Source organism: Rhizobium sp. Rhizsp42, assembly GCF_047304155.1.
GTDB lineage: Bacteria > Pseudomonadota > Alphaproteobacteria > Rhizobiales > Rhizobiaceae > Rhizobium.
Window position 1 is genome coordinate 1 of the sequence record NZ_JBGLYS010000051.1, and the last position, 20,079, is coordinate 20,079.

Here is a 20,079-nt window from a genome sequence, read left to right on the forward strand (position 1 = left end):
AGAAAAATTAGCACTCGGCGTCGTTGGCTGCTAACATGCTGGAAAGGAACAATAAACAGCATCGCCGAATTCAAAAAACCATTGATGAGTGCAAGATTTTAAGTCACCTTCGCAGCGTCATGAAACGGAGATGAAGCATGCAATTCTCGTCGGATCTGGAGCGTCAGCTCAACGGCTACGGGCTGACCACCGCGCATATCCTCTACCGCATTCCCGACTTCGAATCCGTCCTGCAAACCTACGTCTGGCAGGACTATGATCTCGCACCTGATTTTCCGGAGATGCACAAGTTCCTCGGCTTCTGGCAGGCGAACCTCGACGGGCCTCTCCACTCTGTCCGCTATTCCCACCAGCGGCTGATCGGGCCACACGAATGGCGCCGTGTCGAGGGCGAGTTCAAGCTCCATTGAACTCTTGATTTTGATTTTTCGTCTTCCTAGCTGATCGACCGCCCGAGAGTTGAACTCGGTGTGCGTTGATTGTGTATGGAGTGATACCTGCATGGAAGAGAACATCAGCATCATCAAGAGTGTTGGCGTCGATGAACGCGAAGAGATCATTGTGGACTTTGCCAGATGGCTTGAGACCGCTGCAAACGAGGCGCTGGTCTATGGAGAAGGGAAGTTCGCGATGATGTCCGCCAGCATGGCAGAAGCAATGCGCGTCAATGCTGACGAACTTGCTCGCGATGATCCTGAAAAGGCCGAACGTGTGCTGCAGGAGGCCAGCGCGATGATGGCGCAGTTCAAGGCCGCCTATCCCCATCGCGTCATCAGTCGATCTGTCCATTGATAGGGATGGGGTGGCGAATCCATGAAAGCTAAGCTCATGCCGGCGCTGCGGTAGGTAGCAATCCTTGGTGGTAACATGGCGGGTCCGAACGATTTGGAAGAAATGCAACGCGAAGATGTCGGCGGATTTCGGGACCTTCTCCGTCGTTATCGCACCCCACTCGTTGCAATTGCGACGGTGACGCTGTTCTGCCTCGTCGGTTATGCCATCATGCAGCTGACGGACGAGGTTCGCTACGATGATGTAGTCGAGGCGCTAGCGGAAATGAGCCTGAGCTCGATCCTGTTAGCTATGTTCTTTACTGCACTGAGCTTCCTGGCGCTCGTCTTCTACGATATCAATGCGATTGATTATATCGGCAAGCGCCTGCCTTTTCCGTATGTCGCGCTTACGGCTTTCAGCGCATATGCGGTGGGCAATACCGCAGGTTTCGGTGCGCTGTCAGGTGGCGCGATCCGGTACCGTGCCTATACACGACTGGGTCTTTCGCCCGAGGATATCGGCCGCGTCATCGCCTTCGTGACGTTGTCCTTCGGCCTCGGTCTCGCCGCCGTCGCCGCGATCTCTTTGCTTGTCATCGCTGGTGAGATAGCGCCGCTGATCAGTTTCAGCAGTTTCTGGCTTCGCGTGATTGCGGGGACGATCCTCGCGATCCTTGGCATTCTGGTCGTGCTTGGCCGCGATGGTCGGATCATCGAGATCGGCCCGGCCACATTACGTCTGCCGGACTCGCGCACGTGGTCGCGCCAGTTCCTTGTCACGGCTTTCGATATCGCCGCCTCCGCCTCGGTGCTCTACGTGCTCTTACCGCAGACGGCGATCGGCTGGCCGGTTTTCCTGGCCGTTTATGCGATTGCCATCGGGCTCGGAGTGCTCAGCCACGTTCCGGCTGGTCTCGGCGTCTTCGAGACCGTCATCATCGCTTCGCTCGGCAGCGCGGTGAATATCGACGCCGTTCTGGGCTCGCTGGTCCTCTATCGCCTGATCTATCATGTTCTGCCGCTCCTGATCGCTATTCTCGCGGTATCGGCGACCGAGCTTCGCCGCTTCGTCGACCATCCCACCGCCTCTAGCCTCAGGCGCATAGGCGGTCGGCTGATGCCGCAGCTTCTGTCGGCGCTGGCGCTGCTTCTGGGCGGCATGCTGATCTTTTCGAGCGTGACGCCGACGCCCGATCAGAACCTTGAACTGCTCTCCGACTATCTGCCGCTGCCGATTGTAGAAGGCGCGCATTTCCTGTCCAGCCTGTTCGGCCTCGCGCTGGTTGTCGCCGCCCGTGGCCTTGGCCAGCGGCTCGATGGTGCCTGGTGGGTGGCGGTTTTGTCTGCGCTTGCCGCACTGACACTTTCGCTGCTGAAGGCCGTCGCGCTTGTCGAAGCGGCCCTCCTGGCCTTCCTGATCTTTGGGCTGTTCGTCAGTCGCCGGCTGTTTACCCGACATGCCTCGCTGCTCAATCAGGCGATGACGGCATCCTGGCTGATGGCCATCTCGGTGATCGTCGTCGGCGCTGTCGTTATCCTGCTTTTCGTCTATCGTGAAGTGGAATACAGCAATGAGCTCTGGTGGCAGTTCGAATTTGCCGCGGAAGCGCCGCGCGGTCTGCGAGCGTTGCTCGGCATCACCATCATTTCCCTGGCGATCTCCATCTTCAGCCTGTTGCGGCCGGCGACTTTCAAGCCTGAGCCGGCGGATGAAGACGCCGTTCGCCGTGCAGTGGACATCGTCGACAAGCAGGATAGTGCGGACGCCAACCTGGTGCGCATGGGCGACAAGTCCATCATGTTCTCCGAAAAGGGCGACGCCTTCATCATGTACGGCCGGCAGGGTCGCTCATGGATCGCGCTGTTCGATCCTATCGGCGATCATCACGCCGTGCAGGAGCTGGTCTGGCGCTTTGTGGAGGCCGCACGTGCCGCTGGCTGCCGGGCGGTCTTCTACCAGATCTCGCCGTCGCTGCTGTCCCATTGTGCCGATGCGGGCTTGCGTGCCTTCAAGCTGGGCGAACTGGCGGTGGCGGATCTGCGCACCTTCGAGATGAAAGGTGGCAAATGGGCGAACCTGCGCCAGACGGCAAGCCGCGCCCAGCGCGAGGGTTTGAGTTTCGAAGTCATCTTGGCGGAAGGGGTAACGTCCATTTTCGACGACTTGTCCGCAGTTTCGAGCGCCTGGCTAGAAGACCACAATACCAGGGAGAAAGGCTTCTCCCTCGGCGCCTTCAAGCCAGATTACGTCATGTCGCAGCCAGTCGGCGTGTTGAGGAAGGACGGCCGAATTGTTGCCTTTGCCAATATCCTCGTCACCGAAACCAAGTTCGAAGCCACGATCGACCTGATGCGCTTCTCGCCAGATGCGCCAAAAGGCGCCATGGACTTCCTCTTCGTGCAGATCATGGAGCATCTGAAAGCGGAGGGCTACAAGTACTTCAACCTCGGCATGGCGCCGCTTTCAGGGATGTCGAAGCGCGAAACGGCCCCTGTCTGGGACCGCATCGGCCGCAATGTCTTCGAGCACGGAGAGCGCTTCTACAATTTCAAAGGCCTTCGGGCATTCAAATCGAAGTTCCTCCCGCACTGGCAACCGCGCTATCTTGCGGTTTCAGGCGCGGGCAACCCGATGATAGCGTTGATGGATGTGACCTTTCTCATCGGGGGCGGACTGAAGGGAGTTGTTAGGAAATGATCGTAGCCGGCGAGCTTAGCGCGGTAATCGCAGCGCGACGGCCGGCTCATCTGCTGGAGCTGCCGAGCCAGTCTATTTTTGCGAGCGACGACGCCGCACTTCGGCACAACTTTTTAGTTCCGTGAACGGTCGAGAGAAATGGCCTAGTCGATGGTTCGAATCTACTCAAGGCGCCAAACCTGAGGTCTCAAAGTTCATCTGACATTGAAGCGGCAATCTCGCTAATGCTGAGGCACATCCGCATATTGCCGAAGGGGCATAGCGCATCTCTCAACAAAAGCTGCAAAACTGCTCCCAAAGTGATCGCAAATAGTCATGATGCATGCTATGATAATGTAATGAATTTCGGATGAATTTGGGGGGATAATGTCAGAACTGAAACGCTCGCGCGGCCACAGATCCTTGTCTGCGGGAGTCGAAGACGCACTTCGAGCGCAGATCGATGCAGGCTATTACGCAATCGGAGACAAGTTGCCTACCGAACCCGCGTTGACCGACAAGTTCGGGGTCAGTCGCACCGTCGTTCGCGAGGCGATCGCTGCTCTGAGGGCAGACGGGCTTGTCGAATCGAAGCAGGGCTCCGGCGTCTTTGTGATCGGTCCGCGGCAGTCCGATACGGGTCTTGGGCTGTTTACAGGCGAGACTGACAAGATATCCGATATCATTGAAGAATTGGAATTGCGTATTGGCATCGAGGTGGAGGCGGCAGGTCTTGCAGCCATGAGAAGTTCACCGGCTCAGGAAGCCGAAATCCAAGCTCAGGTCGAGCGATTCTCAAATCTCGTTGCGATTGGAAATCCCACCGACGAGGCTGACTTCCAGTTCCACATGGCTATCGCAACGGCGACCAACAACGCCCGTTTCAAAACGTTCCTCGAACATGTGGGGAGGCGGATGATTCCACGTGTGAAGTTTCGCACGGTCATGGGCGGTGTCGACCCGCTGCCGAGTAGGGACGCCCCGATACTCGACGAGCATCGAGATATCGCCGAGGCGATTTTAGCCCGCGATCCCGACCGGGCGCGCGAGGCTATGCGGCGACATCTTGTGACGGGTATCAAGCGTTACCGCTCTCTGACATCATGGGGGCAATCTCATAAAAAAGATGAAAATGGTTGACTCATCTTAAAAAGTCATAATATGAATTATCCCACCGGAAGGTTTTCAGTGTGGGAGGAAATTCGTTGTCGCCTGAAGAAATCAAATCGCGTGTGGGCTCAGGGCTCCTGTCCTTTCCAGTCACGCACTTTACGTCGGACTACAAGCTCAATCTCGATAGCTATCGCCGTCACGTAGAGTGGCTGTCGGGTTTTGAGGCGGCTGCTCTGTTTTCTGCCGGCGGGACGGGAGAGTTCTTTTCCCTGTCACCGTCCGAGGTGGGGGAAGTGACGAGAGCCGCCAAGGATGTCTCCGGTAACGTACCGATCATCGCGGGATGCGGCTATGGTGCCTCTCTCGCCTTTGAGACCGCGTCGATCGCGGAGAAGGCTGGGGCAGATGGGATTCTCCTGCTGCCGCACTATCTCACGGAAGCGCCGCAAGACGGCATTTTCGCTCATGTTAAAGCCGTCTGCGATTCCACGAGCCTGGGTGTGATTCTCTATAATCGAGCCAATTCCGTTGCCAACGCCGATACAGTCGCGCGTTTGGCGGAAGCCTGCACCAACCTTATCGGTTTCAAGGACGGCACGGGCAGGGTGGATCTCGTGCGCCATGTGACGGCCAAGCTGGGCGACCGGCTCTGCTATATCGGCGGCATGCCGACTCATGAACTTTTCGCCGAAGGTTTCAACGGTGTAGGGGTTACCACCTATTCTTCGGCCGTCTTCAACTTTGTGCCCGAACTGGCGCAGCGCTTCTATCGCGCCATGCGAGCGGGTGATCGTACGACAATGGAGACTATTCTTCATAAATTCTTCTTCCCCTTTGCCGCGCTTCGCGATCGCAAGGCGGGCTACCCGGTCTCCATCATCAAGGCAGGTGTTGATCTGGTCGGCTATACCCCAGGTCCGGTTCGTCCCCCGCTGGTTGATCTGACGGGTGAGGAGCGGGAAATCCTGCATGACCTGATAAAGGGAGCCCAGGGTTAAGCAAAGCCGTCGGCAGGCGCTGAGAGAGCAGCGCCCGTCGACGACGCAATATTAAAACTTCATCGTTTCACTTTTGGGAGGAGTGCAAATGCCTATAAAGTCTATTCGTTTCATCGCGGGCGCGATGGTCGTGGCAAGTTTCGCCGGCCATGCAACAGCGCAGAGTTCGTCTGAAATCAATATTGTTCTGCCGGAGCAGCCGGCAAACCTCGAGCCTTGCGGCACCATCATCACCAATGTCGGGCAGATTCTTGGCCGCAATGTCGTCGAACCGCTGACGGTCATCGATCCCACGAACGGTCAGGCAACACCGGGCCTTGCTACCGAGTGGACCCAGACAGATCCGAACACCTGGCGGCTGAAACTGCGCGAAGGTGTGAAGTTCCAGGATGGTGCCATTTTCAATGCAGAAGCCGTCAAATTCTCGATCGAGCGCATGACCGGCGGGAAGGTGACCTGCAGCAATATTGCCAAGTTCGGCGCCGCCAAGCTCGCGGTGACGGCTGTCGATGACCTGACGGTCGAGATCACGTCGGATACACCGCAACCGATCCTGCCGACATTGCTCAGCGTGGTCATGGTGGTCTCTCCGAACACACCGATCGACAAGGCGGTCAATGATCCTATCGGTACCGGTCCTTTCAAGCTTGCAAGCTTTACGCCGCAGACGGTCGTATTAGAAGGCTTTGACGGCTATTGGGGCAAAAAGCCCGCCATCACCAAGGCCAGCTACGTCTGGCGTCCGGAATCCTCGATCCGCGCTGCCATGGTGGAGACCGGTGAAGCAGACCTGACGCCGTCCATCGCGATCCAGGACGCTGTCAATCCCGAAACGGATTTCGCCTATCTTAATTCGGAAACGACAGCGCTGCGCATTGATGCCGGGTTTGCGCCGCTAGACGATGTTCGTATTCGCAAGGCTCTTAACCTTGCGATTGACTGGGAAGGCCTTGCGCAGCTTTTCGGAGACGATACCAAGCGCGCATCACAAATGGTCGTCGTCGGTATCAATGGCCACGACGACAAGCTGGCGCCCTGGACGTTCGACGCTGAGCAGGCGCGCGCGTTGATTGCCGAGGCAAAGGCAGCGGGCGTCCCTGTCGATACGGAGATCGAACTGATCGGCCGCAACGGCATCTATCCGAACGGTACGGAAGCCATGGAGGCCATGATGGCCATGTGGCAGGATGTCGGCCTCAACGTGAAGCTCACCATGCTGGATGTGAACGATTGGCTGCGATATCTCCAGAAACCGTTCCCGGAAGGCCGCGGTCCCAACTTGCTGCAGATGATGCACGACAACAACAAGGGTGATGCCGCCTTCACCATTCCAATCTTCTACACCTCGGCGGGTAGCTATTCCACCGTCAGCGACCCTGCGCTGGATAAGGAAATCGCCGATGCTCTAGCAGCCACCGGAGAGGATCGCACAACCCGGTTCAAGGCGGTCTTCAACAAGGTACATGACGAACTGGCTTTGGACATTCCGATGTTCCACATGATCGGCTACACCCGCGTTGGCAAGCGTCTCGACTGGAAGCCCGACATCACCACCAACAGCGAGATTCCACTCGCGAATATCGGCCTCAAGAATTAAGCCACAACAGACCGGGCGGGCGTGGAGAAGATCTTCCGCGCTCGCCTGAACTCCAAGTGAAACCAGAGGTTCCAGATGATGCTCGGCTATATCGGCCGGCGGGCGTATCACAGCATAATATCGCTGGTCGGTCTGCTGACACTCGTCTTCTTCCTGACACGCCTGACGGGCGACCCCTCGGCGCTTTATCTACCACTCGATTCCAGCCTTGAGGCGCGAGAAGCGTTTGCGCGACTGAACGGTCTCGATCAGCCCATTCACGTTCAGTTCCTGCAATACCTGCAGAATTTGCTGTCGCTGGATTTTGGTCAATCGCTGCGCCAGAACCGGTCCGCCATCGACGTGGCGCTCGAAGCCTTTCCGGCCACGTTGAAACTTGCCTTCGTCGCAATGACATTGGCAACTGTGCTTGCGATCATCGTCGGCGCTTTGGCCGCCGCACGGCCCCGCAGCGTGTTTGATCGTATCGCCGGACTTGTATCGCTATCCGGTGCTAGCACACCCGATTTCTGGGTTGCAATCGTCGGCATTCTCGTCTTTGCGGTAGGGCTTGGGCTTCTGCCAACATCTGGCACCGGAACCGGTTGGCATTGGATCATGCCAATCGCGGTACTCATGCTGCGCCCCTTTGGTCTTCTAGTGCAGGTGGTGCGCGGAACGATGATCTCAGCGCTTGCCTCGCCCTATATCAAGATGGCTCATGCGAAGGGCATGGTGCGCCGCAAGATCATCTTCGGTCACGCCTTGAGGAATTCGCTGCTTCCGGTCATTACAGTCGCGGGGGATCTGGCTACGGGATTGATCAACGGCGCCGTTGTTGTTGAGACAATTTTCGGTTGGCCAGGCATCGGCAAGCTGATGATCGATTCCATCATCCAGCGGGATTTCGCCGTTGTGCAGTCGGCGATCCTTATAACGGCCATCGCCATCTTCATCGTCAACATCGCGATCGATCTGCTTTATGTCACGCTCGATCCGCGCATCCGCTACTGAGGGAGGACGACCATGGCCGACGTGACAATCGCGTCCGCGAAATCGCCCGGAAACGCGCGGCAACTGGCGATCTACCTCGCTCGTGACAAGCTGGCGCTCTGCGCCGCGCTCTTCCTTGTCCTGCTCCTTGCCTGTGTCCTCTTTGGCCCGCTGCTGGTGGGCGACCTTGCCGGCAAGCTCGGGCTCAGACAGCGCAATCTGGCGCCCTTTTCCACAGAGCAGGGTTTCCTGTACATCCTCGGCGCCGATACGTTGGGACGCCCGATTCTGGCCCGGCTGATTGTTGGTGCACAAAACACCCTCGGCATTGCCGCCGCCGCCGTTTTCGTCTCCACGGCTACTGGCGGCATGCTTGGCTTGATCGCCGGCTATTCCGAGCGCTGGTACAGTCATGTCATCCTGCGTCTCGCTGACGTGATCATGAGTTTTCCATCATTGCTTCTGGCGTTGATCGTGCTCTACACGCTCGGCCCCAGCATGATGAATCTTGTGATCGTCCTGGCGATCACCCGCATGCCGATCTTTATCCGCACCGCGCGCGCCGAGGTTCTGGAATTGCGCGAGCGAATGTTCGTCAGCGCCGCCCGCTCGATGGGCGCGAGTTCCGGCCGCATCCTGTTCCGGCACATTGCGCCACTGGTTTTGCCAACGCTGGGAACCATCGCAGCAATCGATTTCGCGACCGTGATCCTGGCGGAATCCTCGCTGAGTTTCCTCGGCCTCGGTATCCAGCCTCCCGATTTCACCTGGGGCGCGATGGTAGCCAATGGACGTGGTTATCTCGCATCCGCCTGGTGGATTGCCTTCTGGCCGGGCTTGGCAATCCTGCTGACGACCCTTTCCCTGAACATTCTCGCCAGCTGGGCACGGACCGTTGCCGATCCGCTGCAGCGCTGGCGCCTGCAATCGCTGCGAAAGGCCCCACGATGACAGATTCGGACAAAGCCATCCTCACGATCAAGAACCTGACGGTCGACTTTCTGTCCGAGGGTGATCCGGTCCGTGCCGTCGACAACGTATCGTTCAACGTCTGCCCCGGCGAGACGCTGGTTATTCTGGGCGAAAGTGGATCTGGCAAGAGCGTCAGCACCGGAACTGTGATGGGCCTGATCGACTGCCCGCCGGGCGATATCGTCTCGGGCTCGCTAATTTTCGATGGCATGGATATGTCGCGCCTTGATGAGGAGGGACGCCGCGCGTTGAACGGGCGGCGTATCGCGATGATATTCCAGGACCCGTTGGCCTATCTCAATCCGGTCTACACTGTTGGACGGCAGATCGAAGAAGTCTTTGAAGCTCATAGTGATGGTGACGCGGGCTCGGTGCGGGACAGGGTCGTCAAACTGCTGGAGCGTGTCGGCATTCCTGATGCCGGAAGGCGGATCGACTATTATCCGCATCAGTTCTCCGGCGGACAGCGCCAGCGTGTCATGATCGCCATGGCAATCGCGCTGAAACCGGACATTCTCATCGCCGACGAGCCGACGACGGCGCTTGATGTCAGCGTGCAATCGCAGATCCTGGAACTGCTCAGTGACTTGCAACGTGAAACCGGCATGGCACTGATCATGATAACGCACGATCTTGAGGTCGCCGCGGCGATGGCGGACCGCATCATTGTGATGAATGGCGGCAAGGTGGTCGAGAGCGGCAAGGCGCAGGACGTCTTCACCAACCCTGCCCATGCCTATACCCGTCGGCTGATGTCAGCTATGCCTCACGGCGGTGAGGCGTCGGAGCGAACGCGGACGGAGGTCAAGGGCGACGTTCTGTTGAAGGTCGAGAAACTCAGTAAACACTACGTTCTCGGCGCCGGTCCGTTCTCGCCGAAACGGGAATTCCGGGCCGTCGATGACGTCAGCTTCACTGTCCGTCGCGGCGAAACGGTCGGTATCGTGGGTGAGTCCGGTTCCGGTAAGTCGAGCATCGCCCGCATGTTGCTCAGGCTCGATGAACCCACATCAGGCAAGGCGATTTTTGGCGAGGAGGATGTGTTCTTGCTGGGAGGAAAAGCGCTGAACGGATTCCGACGGCGCGTGCAGATGGTGTTCCAGGATCCCTTTGGCTCGATGAACCCCCGGATGAATGTGCGCTCGATCATTTCCGAGCCCTGGGCAATCCATCGCGACATCATGCCAAAAGCAGGCTGGAAGGACCGAGTTGTGGAGCTTCTGGAGCTTGTCGGGCTCAAGGCTGAACATGCCGAGCGTCATCCTCACCAGTTTTCCGGTGGTCAACGACAACGCATCGCGATTGCGCGGGCATTGGCCAGTGAGCCTGAACTGATCGTGTGCGACGAAGCTGTCTCAGCGCTTGACGTGTCGATCCAGATGCAGGTCATCGGGCTTTTGGCCGATCTGCGCAGCAGGCTAGGGCTCTCTTACGTTTTCATCACGCATGACCTGCCGATCGTGCGTGAGTTCGCCGACCGGATATTGGTTATGCAACAAGGCAAGGTGGTTGAGGAAAGCGATACGGAAATCCTCTTCAATTACCCGGAACATCCCTACACAAAGTCGCTCTTGAATTCCGTGCCCCGGCCCAAATGGGCATGAAAGTCATCTATCTGCATGGTCGCCGCAGTTGCCGGGGCGTGTCTGGCGAACTGATTAGCTACGGCCTGAAGTCAAGCTGCTAGAGAAAGCGAATATCCATGAGACTTCGTCAGAATCTGATTGCCGGCGAATGGGTCGGCAGTGATGGCGTTGAAAACATCAACCCGTCGAACACAAACGAAGTTATCGGCCTTTACGCTCACGCATCGGCAGACGACGTGGAGATTTCCATTGCCGCTGCTAAGGCTGCGTTTCCGGCCTGGTCGCGCTCGGGTATTCTGGAACGCCACGCGATCCTTAAGAAGACGTCGGATGAGATCATTGCGCGCAAGGACGAGCTTGGCCGTCTGCTCGCCCGCGAAGAAGGCAAGACGCTGCCGGAGGCCATAGGCGAAACGATCCGCGCGGGCCAGATTTTTGATTTCTTCGCCGGTGAGGCGCTGCGCCTTGCAGGCGAAGTCCTGCCGTCGGTCCGCCCGAACATCGGCGTCGAGATCACCCGCGAAGCCGTCGGCGTCGTCGGCATCGTTACGCCCTGGAATTTTCCGATCGCCATCCCGGCCTGGAAGATCGCCCCGGCGCTTTGCTACGGCAACACCATTGTCTTCAAGCCGGCCGAACTGGTTCCGGGTTGCGCCCACGCCATCGTCGATATCCTGCATCGTGCCGGCTTGCCGAAGGGCGTCCTAAACCTCGTCATGGGCAAGGGCTCGGTCGTTGGCCAGGCCATGCTCGCCAGCGCCGATCTCGCGGCCATCACCTTTACCGGCTCGACCGGCACCGGCAAGCGCGTCGCTGCGGCCTCCATCGAACATAACCGCAAGTTCCAGCTGGAAATGGGCGGCAAGAACCCGATGGTCGTTCTCGATGACGCTGATCTCACTGTTGCCGTCGAAGCTGCCGCCAACTCCGGCTTCTCCTCGACCGGACAGCGCTGCACCGCATCCTCGCGCCTGATCGTCACCGAGGGCATCCACGACAAGTTCGTTGCGGCCCTCACCGAAAAGCTGAAGACGCTGGTGGTTGACGATGCGCTGAAGGCCGGCACCCATATCGGCCCGGTCGTTGACGAGCGTCAGCTGGCAACCGACACCGACTACATCGCCATCGGCCGCCAAGAAGGCGCCAAGCTCGCTTTCGGCGGCGAGACGATCTCGCGCGAAAAACCGGGCTTCTACCTGCAGCCGACACTGTTTACGGAGGCCACCAACCAGATGCGCATCAGCCGCGAAGAAATCTTCGGACCGGTCGCCTCCGTCATCCGCGTTAAGGATTACGACGAAGCGCTCGGCGTTGCCAACGACACGCCGTTTGGCTTGTCTGCCGGTATCGCGACGACGAGCCTGAAGCATGCGACGCACTTCAAGCGCAATTCGGAAGCCGGCATGGTGATGGTCAACCTGCCGACGGCGGGTGTCGACTTCCACGTTCCGTTCGGCGGCCGCAAGGCATCGTCGTTCGGTTCGCGCGAGCAGGGCAAGTACGCCGCCCAATTCTTTACAACCTTCAAGACCGCGTACACGCTGGCGTGAGAACATCCGTGCGCAATCTGCTCTTTGGATCAACTTGGTAGGTGATAAAAATATCGGCTGTACCCGACCGCCCGACCCACCATTTGTATAGGGCACTGGATTGGACGCCTTCTTGCCTGAGTGTTAGGAAAGAAGGCGTCTACAAATCCGGGGCCTATTCAGTCAATTAAGGGGTCAAGGGTTCAGATCCGTTCAAGAGCATTACATGCCTCTTTGAAACAAGGCACTATTCCATGACTTGGCCGGCAAGGCGTAATCGTTGGACATCAACGCCCGGTGACGCTCCGAATTCCCGCCGATACTCTCGATTGAACTGGGAGGCGCTTTCATAGCCAATTTCGAAGCCGATTGAGGCGACGCTTCGATGCTCTGAGAGCAGCTTCGTGCGAGCGTGGATCAGGCGGACGCGTTTCTGGTACTGGATTGGCGTCATTGATGTGGCGCGGCGGAAATGCCGAAGAAAAGATGTGACGCTCATGCCGGCTCGGGACGCGAGATCTTCAACTTGAAACGGCGTGGCATAATTCTGCTTGAGCCATTCGATGGCGGTTACCACCCGCGAGATTGTGCCGCCCGCCAGGCCGATCTGGCGGATGATCGAAGCGTGCGCGCCAGTCAGCAGACGCCACATGATTTCCCGCTCGATCGCCGGCCGCAGCGCTCTGGCGTCTGCGGGCGCCTCAAGAAGGCCAAGGAGCCGGTTAAGCGGATCGAGCAGGTTGTCCGAAACGGTGCTGGTCGCCGCGGTCGTCTGGATTTCTACCTCCAACGGATGGAGGCCGGTTTCGACAGCAAGGGCAGCCAACGCCGCAGGATCAAGCGCCATTTCGAAACCGAGGAACGGATCGCCTTCGCTCGCTAGCGTAACATGGGCGCTGACGGGGACATCCAGAGAGACAACGAGATAGTCTCCCGCGCGGTAATCGCAGACCATATCGCCGATCGCGGTCTGCTTGGCACCTTGTGCGACAACGGCGAATGTCGGTACAGCCAAGCCAAAAAGTGGCTCTGTTTCTCGCGCCGAGCGCAACAGGCGGATACCTGGCAGCACGTTGGTCATGTAGTCCGTGCCGGTATTCCGTTCGATCAGCGCTGCAAATTGTGAAAGCTTTTCCATAGGCAGTCCCGGTATTAGCACCCAGTCCGACACGTGCTTGGCAGGAATGTGCAACAGCTTGGCAGCAATGGTCTACACCCATCGCATCGTAAAGCGATAGATAAGGGCGACTGAATTCGAACAACAGGAGGCGGCTATGTCGCCGGATTCATTTGCCACGCTCGGCCGCTCGGCACTTCGTGTCAGCCCGCTCACCCTCGGTACAATGACCTTCGGCGAGGATTGGGGCTGGGGTACGGATGCCGAGCATTCCACGGCCATCCTTGCCGAATATCTCGATCGTGGCGGCAACTCGATCGATACGGCGAACATCTATACCAATGGTCATTCAGAGAAGATCATAGGCGACTATTTCGCCGGGCAGGGATCTAGACGGGATCGGGTCGTCATAGGCACAAAGTTCTTTGGCAGCCTGCATCCGGGTGATCCGAATGGGGGCGGTGCTGGCCGCAAGTCGATGATCGATCAGTTGGACGCATCGCTGCGCCGGCTGAAGACCGACTATGTTGATATCTACTGGCTTCATAATTGGGACAGGTTCGCGCCGATCGAAGAGACGCTGCGGACCCTCGATGACTTTGTGCGATCGGGCAAGGTCCGATATATCGGCCTCTCGGATCTGCCTGCATGGAAAACCGCCGAGGCCTCCGTCCTGTCGCATTTTCGTGGCTGGACGCCGATCATTGCCCTTCAGCTCGAATATTCGTTGCTTGAGCGGACGATCGAAGGCGAACATGTGCCGATGGCTGAGGCGATGGACATGGCCATCATGCCTTGGAGTCCGCTGAAGAACGGCTTTCTGTCCGGCAGGTACAGACGCTCGGCTGCCGCGCCGACAGATGCGGCACGCGCGGTGATAACAGGCGCTCCGTCACAATCCGACTATGATGTCATTGAGGTACTGCATCAAGTTGCAGAGGAGCTCGGTGCAAGCCCAGCTGCAGTCGCGCTCGCCTGGCTCAGGACGCGCCCTGCAGTCCGTTCCTTGCTGCTCGGTGCCCGCCGCAAAGAACAACTCGTCGCAAATCTTGCAGCCTTGGACGTAACGCTCACCGATGATCATATCGAGAGGCTCTCCGCCATTTCCAAGCCAACCCTGAATTTTCCGGCGCATGTGCTGGAGACAGGCACGCCGATGCTTGGCTATGGCGGAACAAGTATAAATGGGTTCCAGACGACAATCTGGCCTATGCTTGAAAGCAGCGCTGCACGCTATTGAGAACTCGGCAACTGCCACTAGCCTTACCAGCATAAGGCTGGTGGCGCGGCTTTGCTACCGTCCTTGTCGGCCTTGGCTGAGGTCCGCACGGTTATGGACGCCTACCGGAATCTCGTCGAATGGCCAGCATCGATGCGCGACACGGCTTATTCGGTGGCGCTGAAAGCCTGTGGCGCAGCACTTGCGGCGAGATCGAAGCGGAGACGGCGCGCGGGCTGTTCGCAGCTTTCGCTGAGAAGCACGATCTGCTGGCGCCGGAGACTGATATCATCACCGCCTCCCGTCGCCGGCACGACAAAGATCCATACGTTCGCTAGGAGGCCGACATGCGCGAGATTTTGCAGCAGCTCGCAAGCAGCGCCGCTGCGATGGGTTCGACGATCCTTCAGGGCATGGAGATCGAGCGGCCGCTTGAGGTAGTGAAAGCGGCCGCACTCTCCGCAGATAGTAAGTCTCCGATTGTGCTCAGGGAATTACAACCATAAGATAAGATACCGAGAAATTCAAAACTAACCGTTGACCTCTGGCAATCATTGCCTTATTGATAGCTAATCGATCTTTTGCTTGCCGAGCTTTGTTCACCGCGCGATTGGCACCGTGCTCTAAGCGAACTTCCCTTTCAAAAATAGTCGGTTTTCGTCTGCGGAGCACCTGTTTCGCGGTTCCTCAATATATGCTTTGAAAGGGTTCATCATGACCACCGGCACAGTAAAATGGTTTAATTCCACCAAGGGCTTTGGCTTCATCCAGCCTGACAACGGCGGTGCTGACGCCTTCGTTCACATCTCGGCTGTCGAGCGCGCCGGAATGCGCGAGCTCGTTGAAGGCCAGAAGATCGGCTTCGAACTCGAGCGCGACATGAAGTCGGGCAAGATGTCGGCCTGCAATCTGCAGTCCGCTTAATCGATATCTGCTTCCCTTTGACCACGGATGTACTGGCACTGCCGGGAGCAATTATCAGTTTGAGGCCAGGCAGTTCGCCTGGCCTTTTTCGTTTGGCTTCAAAGCCACGTCGAGGAAATTCAATGACAGAAACATATAGCAAATCTCGCCAGCGTGCCGAGACGGCCTTCGGCAATCTTCAGACGGAGTTCTTCGCCAAGAACCATGCGGCCGAAGAGCTTGAATCGCTAGTTCAGGCGCGTGATGCCAAGACCCTGAGGCTGCGCGACGCGCGCCTCGCCAAGGAGCAAACCGTCCGGATGTCGGCAACATCCGCGCTCCTTGCCAAACGATCGAAGTCCAACTGATCGTCCCAAACACTAATATCAGGATAAAGATTTGAAACACGCCAGAAACAACGAACTCACCGACCGACGCTCCGCCGCTGCGGACGCCAAGGCAGCTCTTCTCGCAGCATACCGGACCGCGAAGACCGCCGCCGAGCCAACACAAGCTGCCAGACAGGCGGAGCGCATCTCGCTTGTTGAAGCCCGGGAGGCGCGCCGTGCGGAACGGGAGCGACTGAAACTTGAGGAGCGCACCCGCCTCGAAACTCTTGCAGCCCGAGAACAGGCAGCCATCGAGGCAGCGGCCGCGGCCGAGATTGAAGCGCGACAGTCCGCCGAAAACGCCCGGATATCGCGGGTCGTCAAAGACGAGGCCGCCCGCAAGGCTGAGCGGGACAGACGCTATGCTGCCCGCAAGGCCCGGCAGGCTTAACGTGCAGGCACCCACCCTTAGAGTGGATGCAGCCGTGAAATAGATCAGGGCGCGATATACAGCCGCGCTCGAACTCACTCACTCCTAAGGAGCCTCTAATGGCAACGGACACGAACGAGCTGCAGGCAATCAATACCGCCTGGCAGATTGCGATCCAGGAAATCCTGCGAATGGTCATACGGGACATGTACCATGGTGCTGGCGAAGCGGCCTTCAGCGCCCATATCAAACGGATAGAAGAAGCGGCCGTCGACAGCATCCAGACCGACTTGAGGCTTCGCGGCACCAGCGAGTGGACGGAGATGCTCGTTAAGGAACGGGCCAGCAACTTCGTCACAACCCTCCTGACGTCCTTCACCTACGACCGGCCCTGACGACGATAGACGCTCATGGGAGCCGCTCGTCTTCACGTGAAGCGATCGCCTGCGTGAACTTTCTTCCGGTCAACGAGGTTGATCTCTCACGCGCTTGCCTAAATCATGTCCACTGAGCAGAAATAAGCCAAACGGTTGAGCATGGGCGGACACAACGCAGAAGCCTCGCAGGCATCGCCGAGCCTTCCTTCGACGCCATCATCAGCAAGGATCTTTCCGGCACAATCGTAAGCTCGAATAAGGCTGCCGAACGTATGTTCGGCTATGCGGAAAGCGAAGCGGTCGGACAACCGATCTATCTGATCATACCCGACCACAAACGGGATGAGGAAACGGATATTCTGCGCCGGTTGAAGCTGGGAGAGCGGATCGAACCGTTCGAGAGGACGCGGCGCCGCCTGGACGGGCAGATGGTCCCGGTTTCGATCACGATTTCTCCGATCAAAGGCCGGGCCGGCAAGCTCGTCGGAAATCAATTATCGCGTCAAAGATCAGTATGCCGTGGTACCAGCCGTTATCAGGCAAACGGCGACACGGTCCCGTTCGATCGAAGAATTCGAGAGGCGGGTCCGCGAAAGGATCATGGCGCTTTCCCATTCGCATGATCTTCTGTCACAGGTCGACTGGGCCGGTGTCAGCCTTGCAGATCTCGTCGCGCATCAGCTTGAGCCATTCTAGGCTCTCCACCCGCTTCATGTTATCGGCCAGCAAATTATGCTCGACGCTAATGCCGTCCTTGATCTTGGCATGGCCTTCCACGAACTGATTACGAACGCGATGCGCTTCGGGGCCACGGATACTGGTCGAATATGCGTTAGCTGGGGGCTGACGAGTAACGAAAATGGGATGCTTTTGAGCTCGTCTGGTCGGAGTCGGCGGAGGAAAATGCAGATTAAATAGCACAGGAAGAGGGGTTCGGGGCTTCGTCCTCGGCAAGATTGTGCCATCCGCTCTAGCCGGCCAAGAAAATTGGAGTTTCACGGACGGGGTTGATCGTCTGGAAGCTGAAGGTGCCGCTGGCACGCATTCAGATCGGGCTGGGGTCTTCGGCCTTCCCCTAAATAGGCCCAGTGGGCAAGCAGGCCAGATGTCTGCATCATCTTCGGCCGAGCGATCCCACCCAGCGCGGTAAAACCGCTTCACCGGCATGGCACTCCAAGAATCAGGATTTCTTTGGCTCCCCGCCATCCGGCGTGATAAGCACCGAACGAATGTGGTTGTGAGTTGCAAATGGCAGAAACTGAAGAATCGCCGATAAGCCCGGAAACGGTAGCCGACCTTCCTCATCTTGGGGAGGCGTTGGATGATGACCGCTTCCGACAATTCCTCGACCACGTTCCGTTCGGAGTGGCGGTGGCAGAACTCGCGTCAGACGAGGTGCTTATATACGCCAATCTTGAATTCGAGCGTTTGATAGGCATTTCGCCTGAGGACCTGCAGGGCAAGCCATGGTCATCACTCCCATTGGTGTACTCGGTGAGTGGAGACCAGGATCTCGCGAATGCCATTGTGGCTGGCGAGGAGTATTTGGGAACATTTGCGCCATCTTCCGGGACGGGGCCCCAGTCGTTCATTGACGCCTGGTCGAATACGATCGTCAATGACGCAGGAACCCCTCTCTTTCGTCTCGTCGCTATCGCGCCCGCCAACAGTGGACAAACCGGCGCTCACCTGGCCACCACGTTGACGGAAAAGGACGTGCTTCTTAAGGAGTTGCAGCACAGGGTCAAAAACAATCTTCAGATGATCACAGCGCTCATCCGCATGGAAGCCCGGAACGCGCAACATCCAGATGAAAGCGCGCGGTTCAACCAACTGGCAGGCCGTGTGGACGCGCTGACGATCCTCTACCGTTCTCTGTCCGATGCAAACGCTGACGAGACTGTCGATCTCGGCACGTATGTGAGCCAGATCGCCTCGGCGATCATGGCCGCACATGCGGTCCAGGGTATTCGGCTTGACATGAAGGTCGATACGTGGCCCGTTTCCGTCAACATTGCGATGCCCGTCGGCTTGGTCGTCAACGAACTTATGACGAACGCGCTCAAACACGCATTCAAGGATCGTGAGGGTGGTGAAATTGTCCTGCGCTGCGTCGTGGATGATGCGGGCTGCCGAATCTCGGTTGCAGACAATGGCATTGGTCTCAGCAATCCATCCGACTGGCCGCGGCGCGGTAAGCTCAGCTCTATGATCGTGCAATCGATCAAACAGAACGCCAGGGCGGACGTCCAGGTGGAGTCCCTGCCAGGGATCGGCATGAAGGTCACGATCGTTTTTGAAAAGCGGGAAGCAAATCGGGCTTAGAGCGGCATGGATCGCGTCGAGCAAAAATGGATACTCCAGGGGTATTCGGCCGGCGCTTTGTCCAGTTCCCTGCGGGGGAGGGATTTCGTGCCTTTTCAAGGCCGCCGGGTTTGGCAAGGATGTTGCGAAGTGCAGCACCCTGGTGGTGATCATCAGCGATCCTGATAGAGTCGTCCACTGACCAAGCTGCTTTGCCTCCAGTAACCACTTGTCTCCGTTGGTCGCTTGCATAAAACTCTGCCGTCGCTTCGTACACAGCCCTCTCTTTCGCTATCAAAACGATGCAGCCATTCGATCGAGTTCAGCTGTTACGGCGTCAACATAGTATGGTCTTGGGCAAAACACTGCGCGGGCAGGGAGGTCGCTATCGACGGGGTGCCTTTGGCCGGACACGATAATGATTTCGATGAGTGGCCAGCGGTTTCGAACAGCGCGTGCAAGCTTCATCCCGTCTATGCTGCCCGGCATGTCGATATCCGTAAATACGATGCTGATATCGGTGCGAGTCTCCAGTATGCGACTGCCTGATTTGCACGGCCGCGAGCACAAGGCCTTTGCTTCGTACAGGCTCTCTGCCCATCATCCCACTCATGAAAAGAAACGCTGACCCAATATCGGCGCCTGGCTCGAAACACTGCGACGGCAATGAATGTTCCGGCGCGACACATGTTCGACGGGATTCATAACGGTCGAGCCCACCGTAATTATGTGCAGGGTTGGACATGGCTGAGCCGGAGTGTGCAGCCTCATATTACAAATACCGGCGATATTACCCGTTCGGTGTGCGCCTCTATCCCGTATGAAGAGGACGATGGGCAGCCGTCACAATGCACATCTTGCTTCGGCTCTAGGCCGCTATCCCACGAGCGGCTTTATGAATGGATTTGGCATCGTTGCCATGCTCTGCCACGATTGCCTTCGCGTCTTCAAAAGCAATCCGATATTTCTTGGCAACTGAAACGGCGCTTAAAGGCGCTCCAGCACCTTTTTCGTTGGTCATTTTTGATCTCCTGGGAAATTGACCGTGCCGACCGCGAAGCGGTTAGAGAATACGCTTCCTAATGGGGCTCCTGACAGCGAGTTTCCACACCTCACCGCCAACTATCGCTTCCAGTTCTGTTGCGGCCTCGATCCCTGTCTCGCACGCCGGCCGGTTAAGGCT

General features: G+C 57.8%; 21 protein-coding genes and 2 pseudogenes. 20 read left to right on the plus strand and 3 right to left on the minus strand.

What is annotated here, in order from left to right; translation table 11 throughout:
• The first annotated feature begins 137 nt into the window (after positions 1–137).
• The 10 genes from ACCD05_RS29250 to ACCD05_RS29295 all read left to right on the plus strand — a co-directional run bounded on the left by ACCD05_RS29250 (position 138) and on the right by ACCD05_RS29295 (position 12,238).
• Positions 138–410, plus strand: a complete 273-nt coding sequence (locus ACCD05_RS29250; protein WP_111565412.1) for an usg protein — start codon at positions 138–140, stop codon at positions 408–410.
• 91 nt (positions 411–501) lie between these two features.
• Positions 502–792, plus strand: coding sequence for a hypothetical protein (locus ACCD05_RS29255; protein ID WP_111565411.1), 291 nt, complete (start codon positions 502–504; stop codon positions 790–792).
• Between the two features lie 75 nt (positions 793–867).
• Positions 868–3,471, plus strand: a complete 2,604-nt coding sequence (gene mprF, locus ACCD05_RS29260) for a bifunctional lysylphosphatidylglycerol flippase/synthetase MprF (RefSeq protein WP_413397039.1) — start codon at positions 868–870, stop codon at positions 3,469–3,471.
• Positions 3,472–3,837: 366 nt separating this feature from the next.
• On the plus strand, positions 3,838–4,590 hold the full coding sequence (locus ACCD05_RS29265; protein ID WP_111565409.1) for a FadR/GntR family transcriptional regulator: 753 nt from the start codon (positions 3,838–3,840) through the stop codon (positions 4,588–4,590).
• A 65-nt stretch (positions 4,591–4,655) separates the two neighbouring features.
• Positions 4,656–5,561 carry a 5-dehydro-4-deoxyglucarate dehydratase gene (gene kdgD, locus ACCD05_RS29270; protein ID WP_111565408.1) on the plus strand — a complete coding sequence of 302 codons (906 nt, stop codon included), beginning with the start codon at positions 4,656–4,658 and terminating at the stop codon, positions 5,559–5,561.
• 88 nt (positions 5,562–5,649) lie between these two features.
• Positions 5,650–7,158, plus strand: coding sequence for an ABC transporter substrate-binding protein (locus tag ACCD05_RS29275; RefSeq protein WP_111565407.1), 1,509 nt, complete (start codon positions 5,650–5,652; stop codon positions 7,156–7,158).
• A gap of 78 nt (positions 7,159–7,236) precedes the next feature.
• A complete protein-coding gene (locus ACCD05_RS29280; protein WP_413397052.1) occupies positions 7,237–8,151 on the plus strand; it encodes an ABC transporter permease in 915 nt (304 codons plus the stop codon).
• A gap of 12 nt (positions 8,152–8,163) precedes the next feature.
• A complete protein-coding gene (locus ACCD05_RS29285) occupies positions 8,164–9,081 on the plus strand; it encodes an ABC transporter permease (protein ID WP_111565405.1) in 918 nt (305 codons plus the stop codon).
• Complete coding sequence (locus ACCD05_RS29290; RefSeq protein ID WP_112436312.1) at positions 9,078–10,706, plus strand: ABC transporter ATP-binding protein; 1,629 nt, start codon at positions 9,078–9,080, stop codon at positions 10,704–10,706. Before ACCD05_RS29285 ends, ACCD05_RS29290 begins: the two co-directional genes overlap by 4 nt.
• A gap of 98 nt (positions 10,707–10,804) precedes the next feature.
• Complete coding sequence (locus tag ACCD05_RS29295; RefSeq protein ID WP_413397042.1) at positions 10,805–12,238, plus strand: aldehyde dehydrogenase family protein; 1,434 nt, start codon at positions 10,805–10,807, stop codon at positions 12,236–12,238.
• A gap of 226 nt (positions 12,239–12,464) precedes the next feature.
• Here ACCD05_RS29295 and ACCD05_RS29300 read toward each other — a convergent pair whose 3' ends face one another.
• Positions 12,465–13,355: an AraC family transcriptional regulator N-terminal domain-containing protein gene (locus ACCD05_RS29300; protein WP_413397044.1), complete on the minus strand. Its 891-nt coding sequence runs from the start codon at positions 13,353–13,355 to the stop codon at positions 12,465–12,467.
• A 136-nt stretch (positions 13,356–13,491) separates the two neighbouring features.
• Here ACCD05_RS29300 and ACCD05_RS29305 point away from each other — a divergent pair, with 136 nt between their 5' ends.
• From ACCD05_RS29305 to ACCD05_RS29345, 9 genes and pseudogenes are all read left to right on the plus strand, one after another.
• The gene (locus ACCD05_RS29305) at positions 13,492–14,574 is read left to right on the plus strand and encodes an aldo/keto reductase (RefSeq protein WP_112436314.1); all 1,083 of its coding nucleotides are present in this window, start codon (positions 13,492–13,494) and stop codon (positions 14,572–14,574) included.
• Between the two features lie 51 nt (positions 14,575–14,625).
• Positions 14,626–14,891, plus strand: a pseudogene (locus tag ACCD05_RS29310) (DUF982 domain-containing protein).
• Positions 14,892–14,900: 9 nt separating this feature from the next.
• A complete protein-coding gene (locus ACCD05_RS29315) occupies positions 14,901–15,059 on the plus strand; it encodes a hypothetical protein (protein WP_162718129.1) in 159 nt (52 codons plus the stop codon).
• Between the two features lie 208 nt (positions 15,060–15,267).
• Complete coding sequence (locus ACCD05_RS29320) at positions 15,268–15,477, plus strand: cold-shock protein (protein WP_018902430.1); 210 nt, start codon at positions 15,268–15,270, stop codon at positions 15,475–15,477.
• A 122-nt stretch (positions 15,478–15,599) separates the two neighbouring features.
• Positions 15,600–15,824, plus strand: a complete 225-nt coding sequence (locus tag ACCD05_RS29325) for a hypothetical protein (protein WP_112436315.1) — start codon at positions 15,600–15,602, stop codon at positions 15,822–15,824.
• 31 nt (positions 15,825–15,855) lie between these two features.
• Complete coding sequence (locus ACCD05_RS29330; RefSeq protein WP_111565399.1) at positions 15,856–16,236, plus strand: DUF6481 family protein; 381 nt, start codon at positions 15,856–15,858, stop codon at positions 16,234–16,236.
• A gap of 98 nt (positions 16,237–16,334) precedes the next feature.
• The gene (locus tag ACCD05_RS29335; protein ID WP_111565398.1) at positions 16,335–16,610 is read left to right on the plus strand and encodes a hypothetical protein; all 276 of its coding nucleotides are present in this window, start codon (positions 16,335–16,337) and stop codon (positions 16,608–16,610) included.
• Between the two features lie 200 nt (positions 16,611–16,810).
• Positions 16,811–17,020 (plus strand): annotated as a pseudogene (locus ACCD05_RS29340) (PAS domain S-box protein); the annotation flags it as partial.
• A 91-nt stretch (positions 17,021–17,111) separates the two neighbouring features.
• Positions 17,112–17,288, plus strand: coding sequence for an HWE histidine kinase domain-containing protein (locus tag ACCD05_RS29345; protein WP_413397047.1), 177 nt, complete (start codon positions 17,112–17,114; stop codon positions 17,286–17,288).
• Here the strand turns inward: ACCD05_RS29345 and ACCD05_RS29350 are convergent.
• Positions 17,223–17,369: a hypothetical protein gene (locus ACCD05_RS29350; protein ID WP_413397054.1), complete on the minus strand. Its 147-nt coding sequence runs from the start codon at positions 17,367–17,369 to the stop codon at positions 17,223–17,225. The genes ACCD05_RS29345 and ACCD05_RS29350 overlap by 66 nt on opposite strands.
• Before the next feature lie 471 nt (positions 17,370–17,840).
• Between ACCD05_RS29350 and ACCD05_RS29355 the strand changes: the two genes are divergently transcribed.
• Positions 17,841–18,917 (plus strand): sensor histidine kinase, encoded by a 1,077-nt coding sequence (locus tag ACCD05_RS29355; protein WP_112949840.1) that lies wholly within the window; start codon positions 17,841–17,843, stop codon positions 18,915–18,917.
• 847 nt (positions 18,918–19,764) lie between these two features.
• Here the strand turns inward: ACCD05_RS29355 and ACCD05_RS29360 are convergent.
• Positions 19,765–19,917, minus strand: coding sequence for a hypothetical protein (locus ACCD05_RS29360; RefSeq protein ID WP_181459385.1), 153 nt, complete (start codon positions 19,915–19,917; stop codon positions 19,765–19,767).
• Between the last annotated feature and the right edge of the window lie 162 nt (positions 19,918–20,079).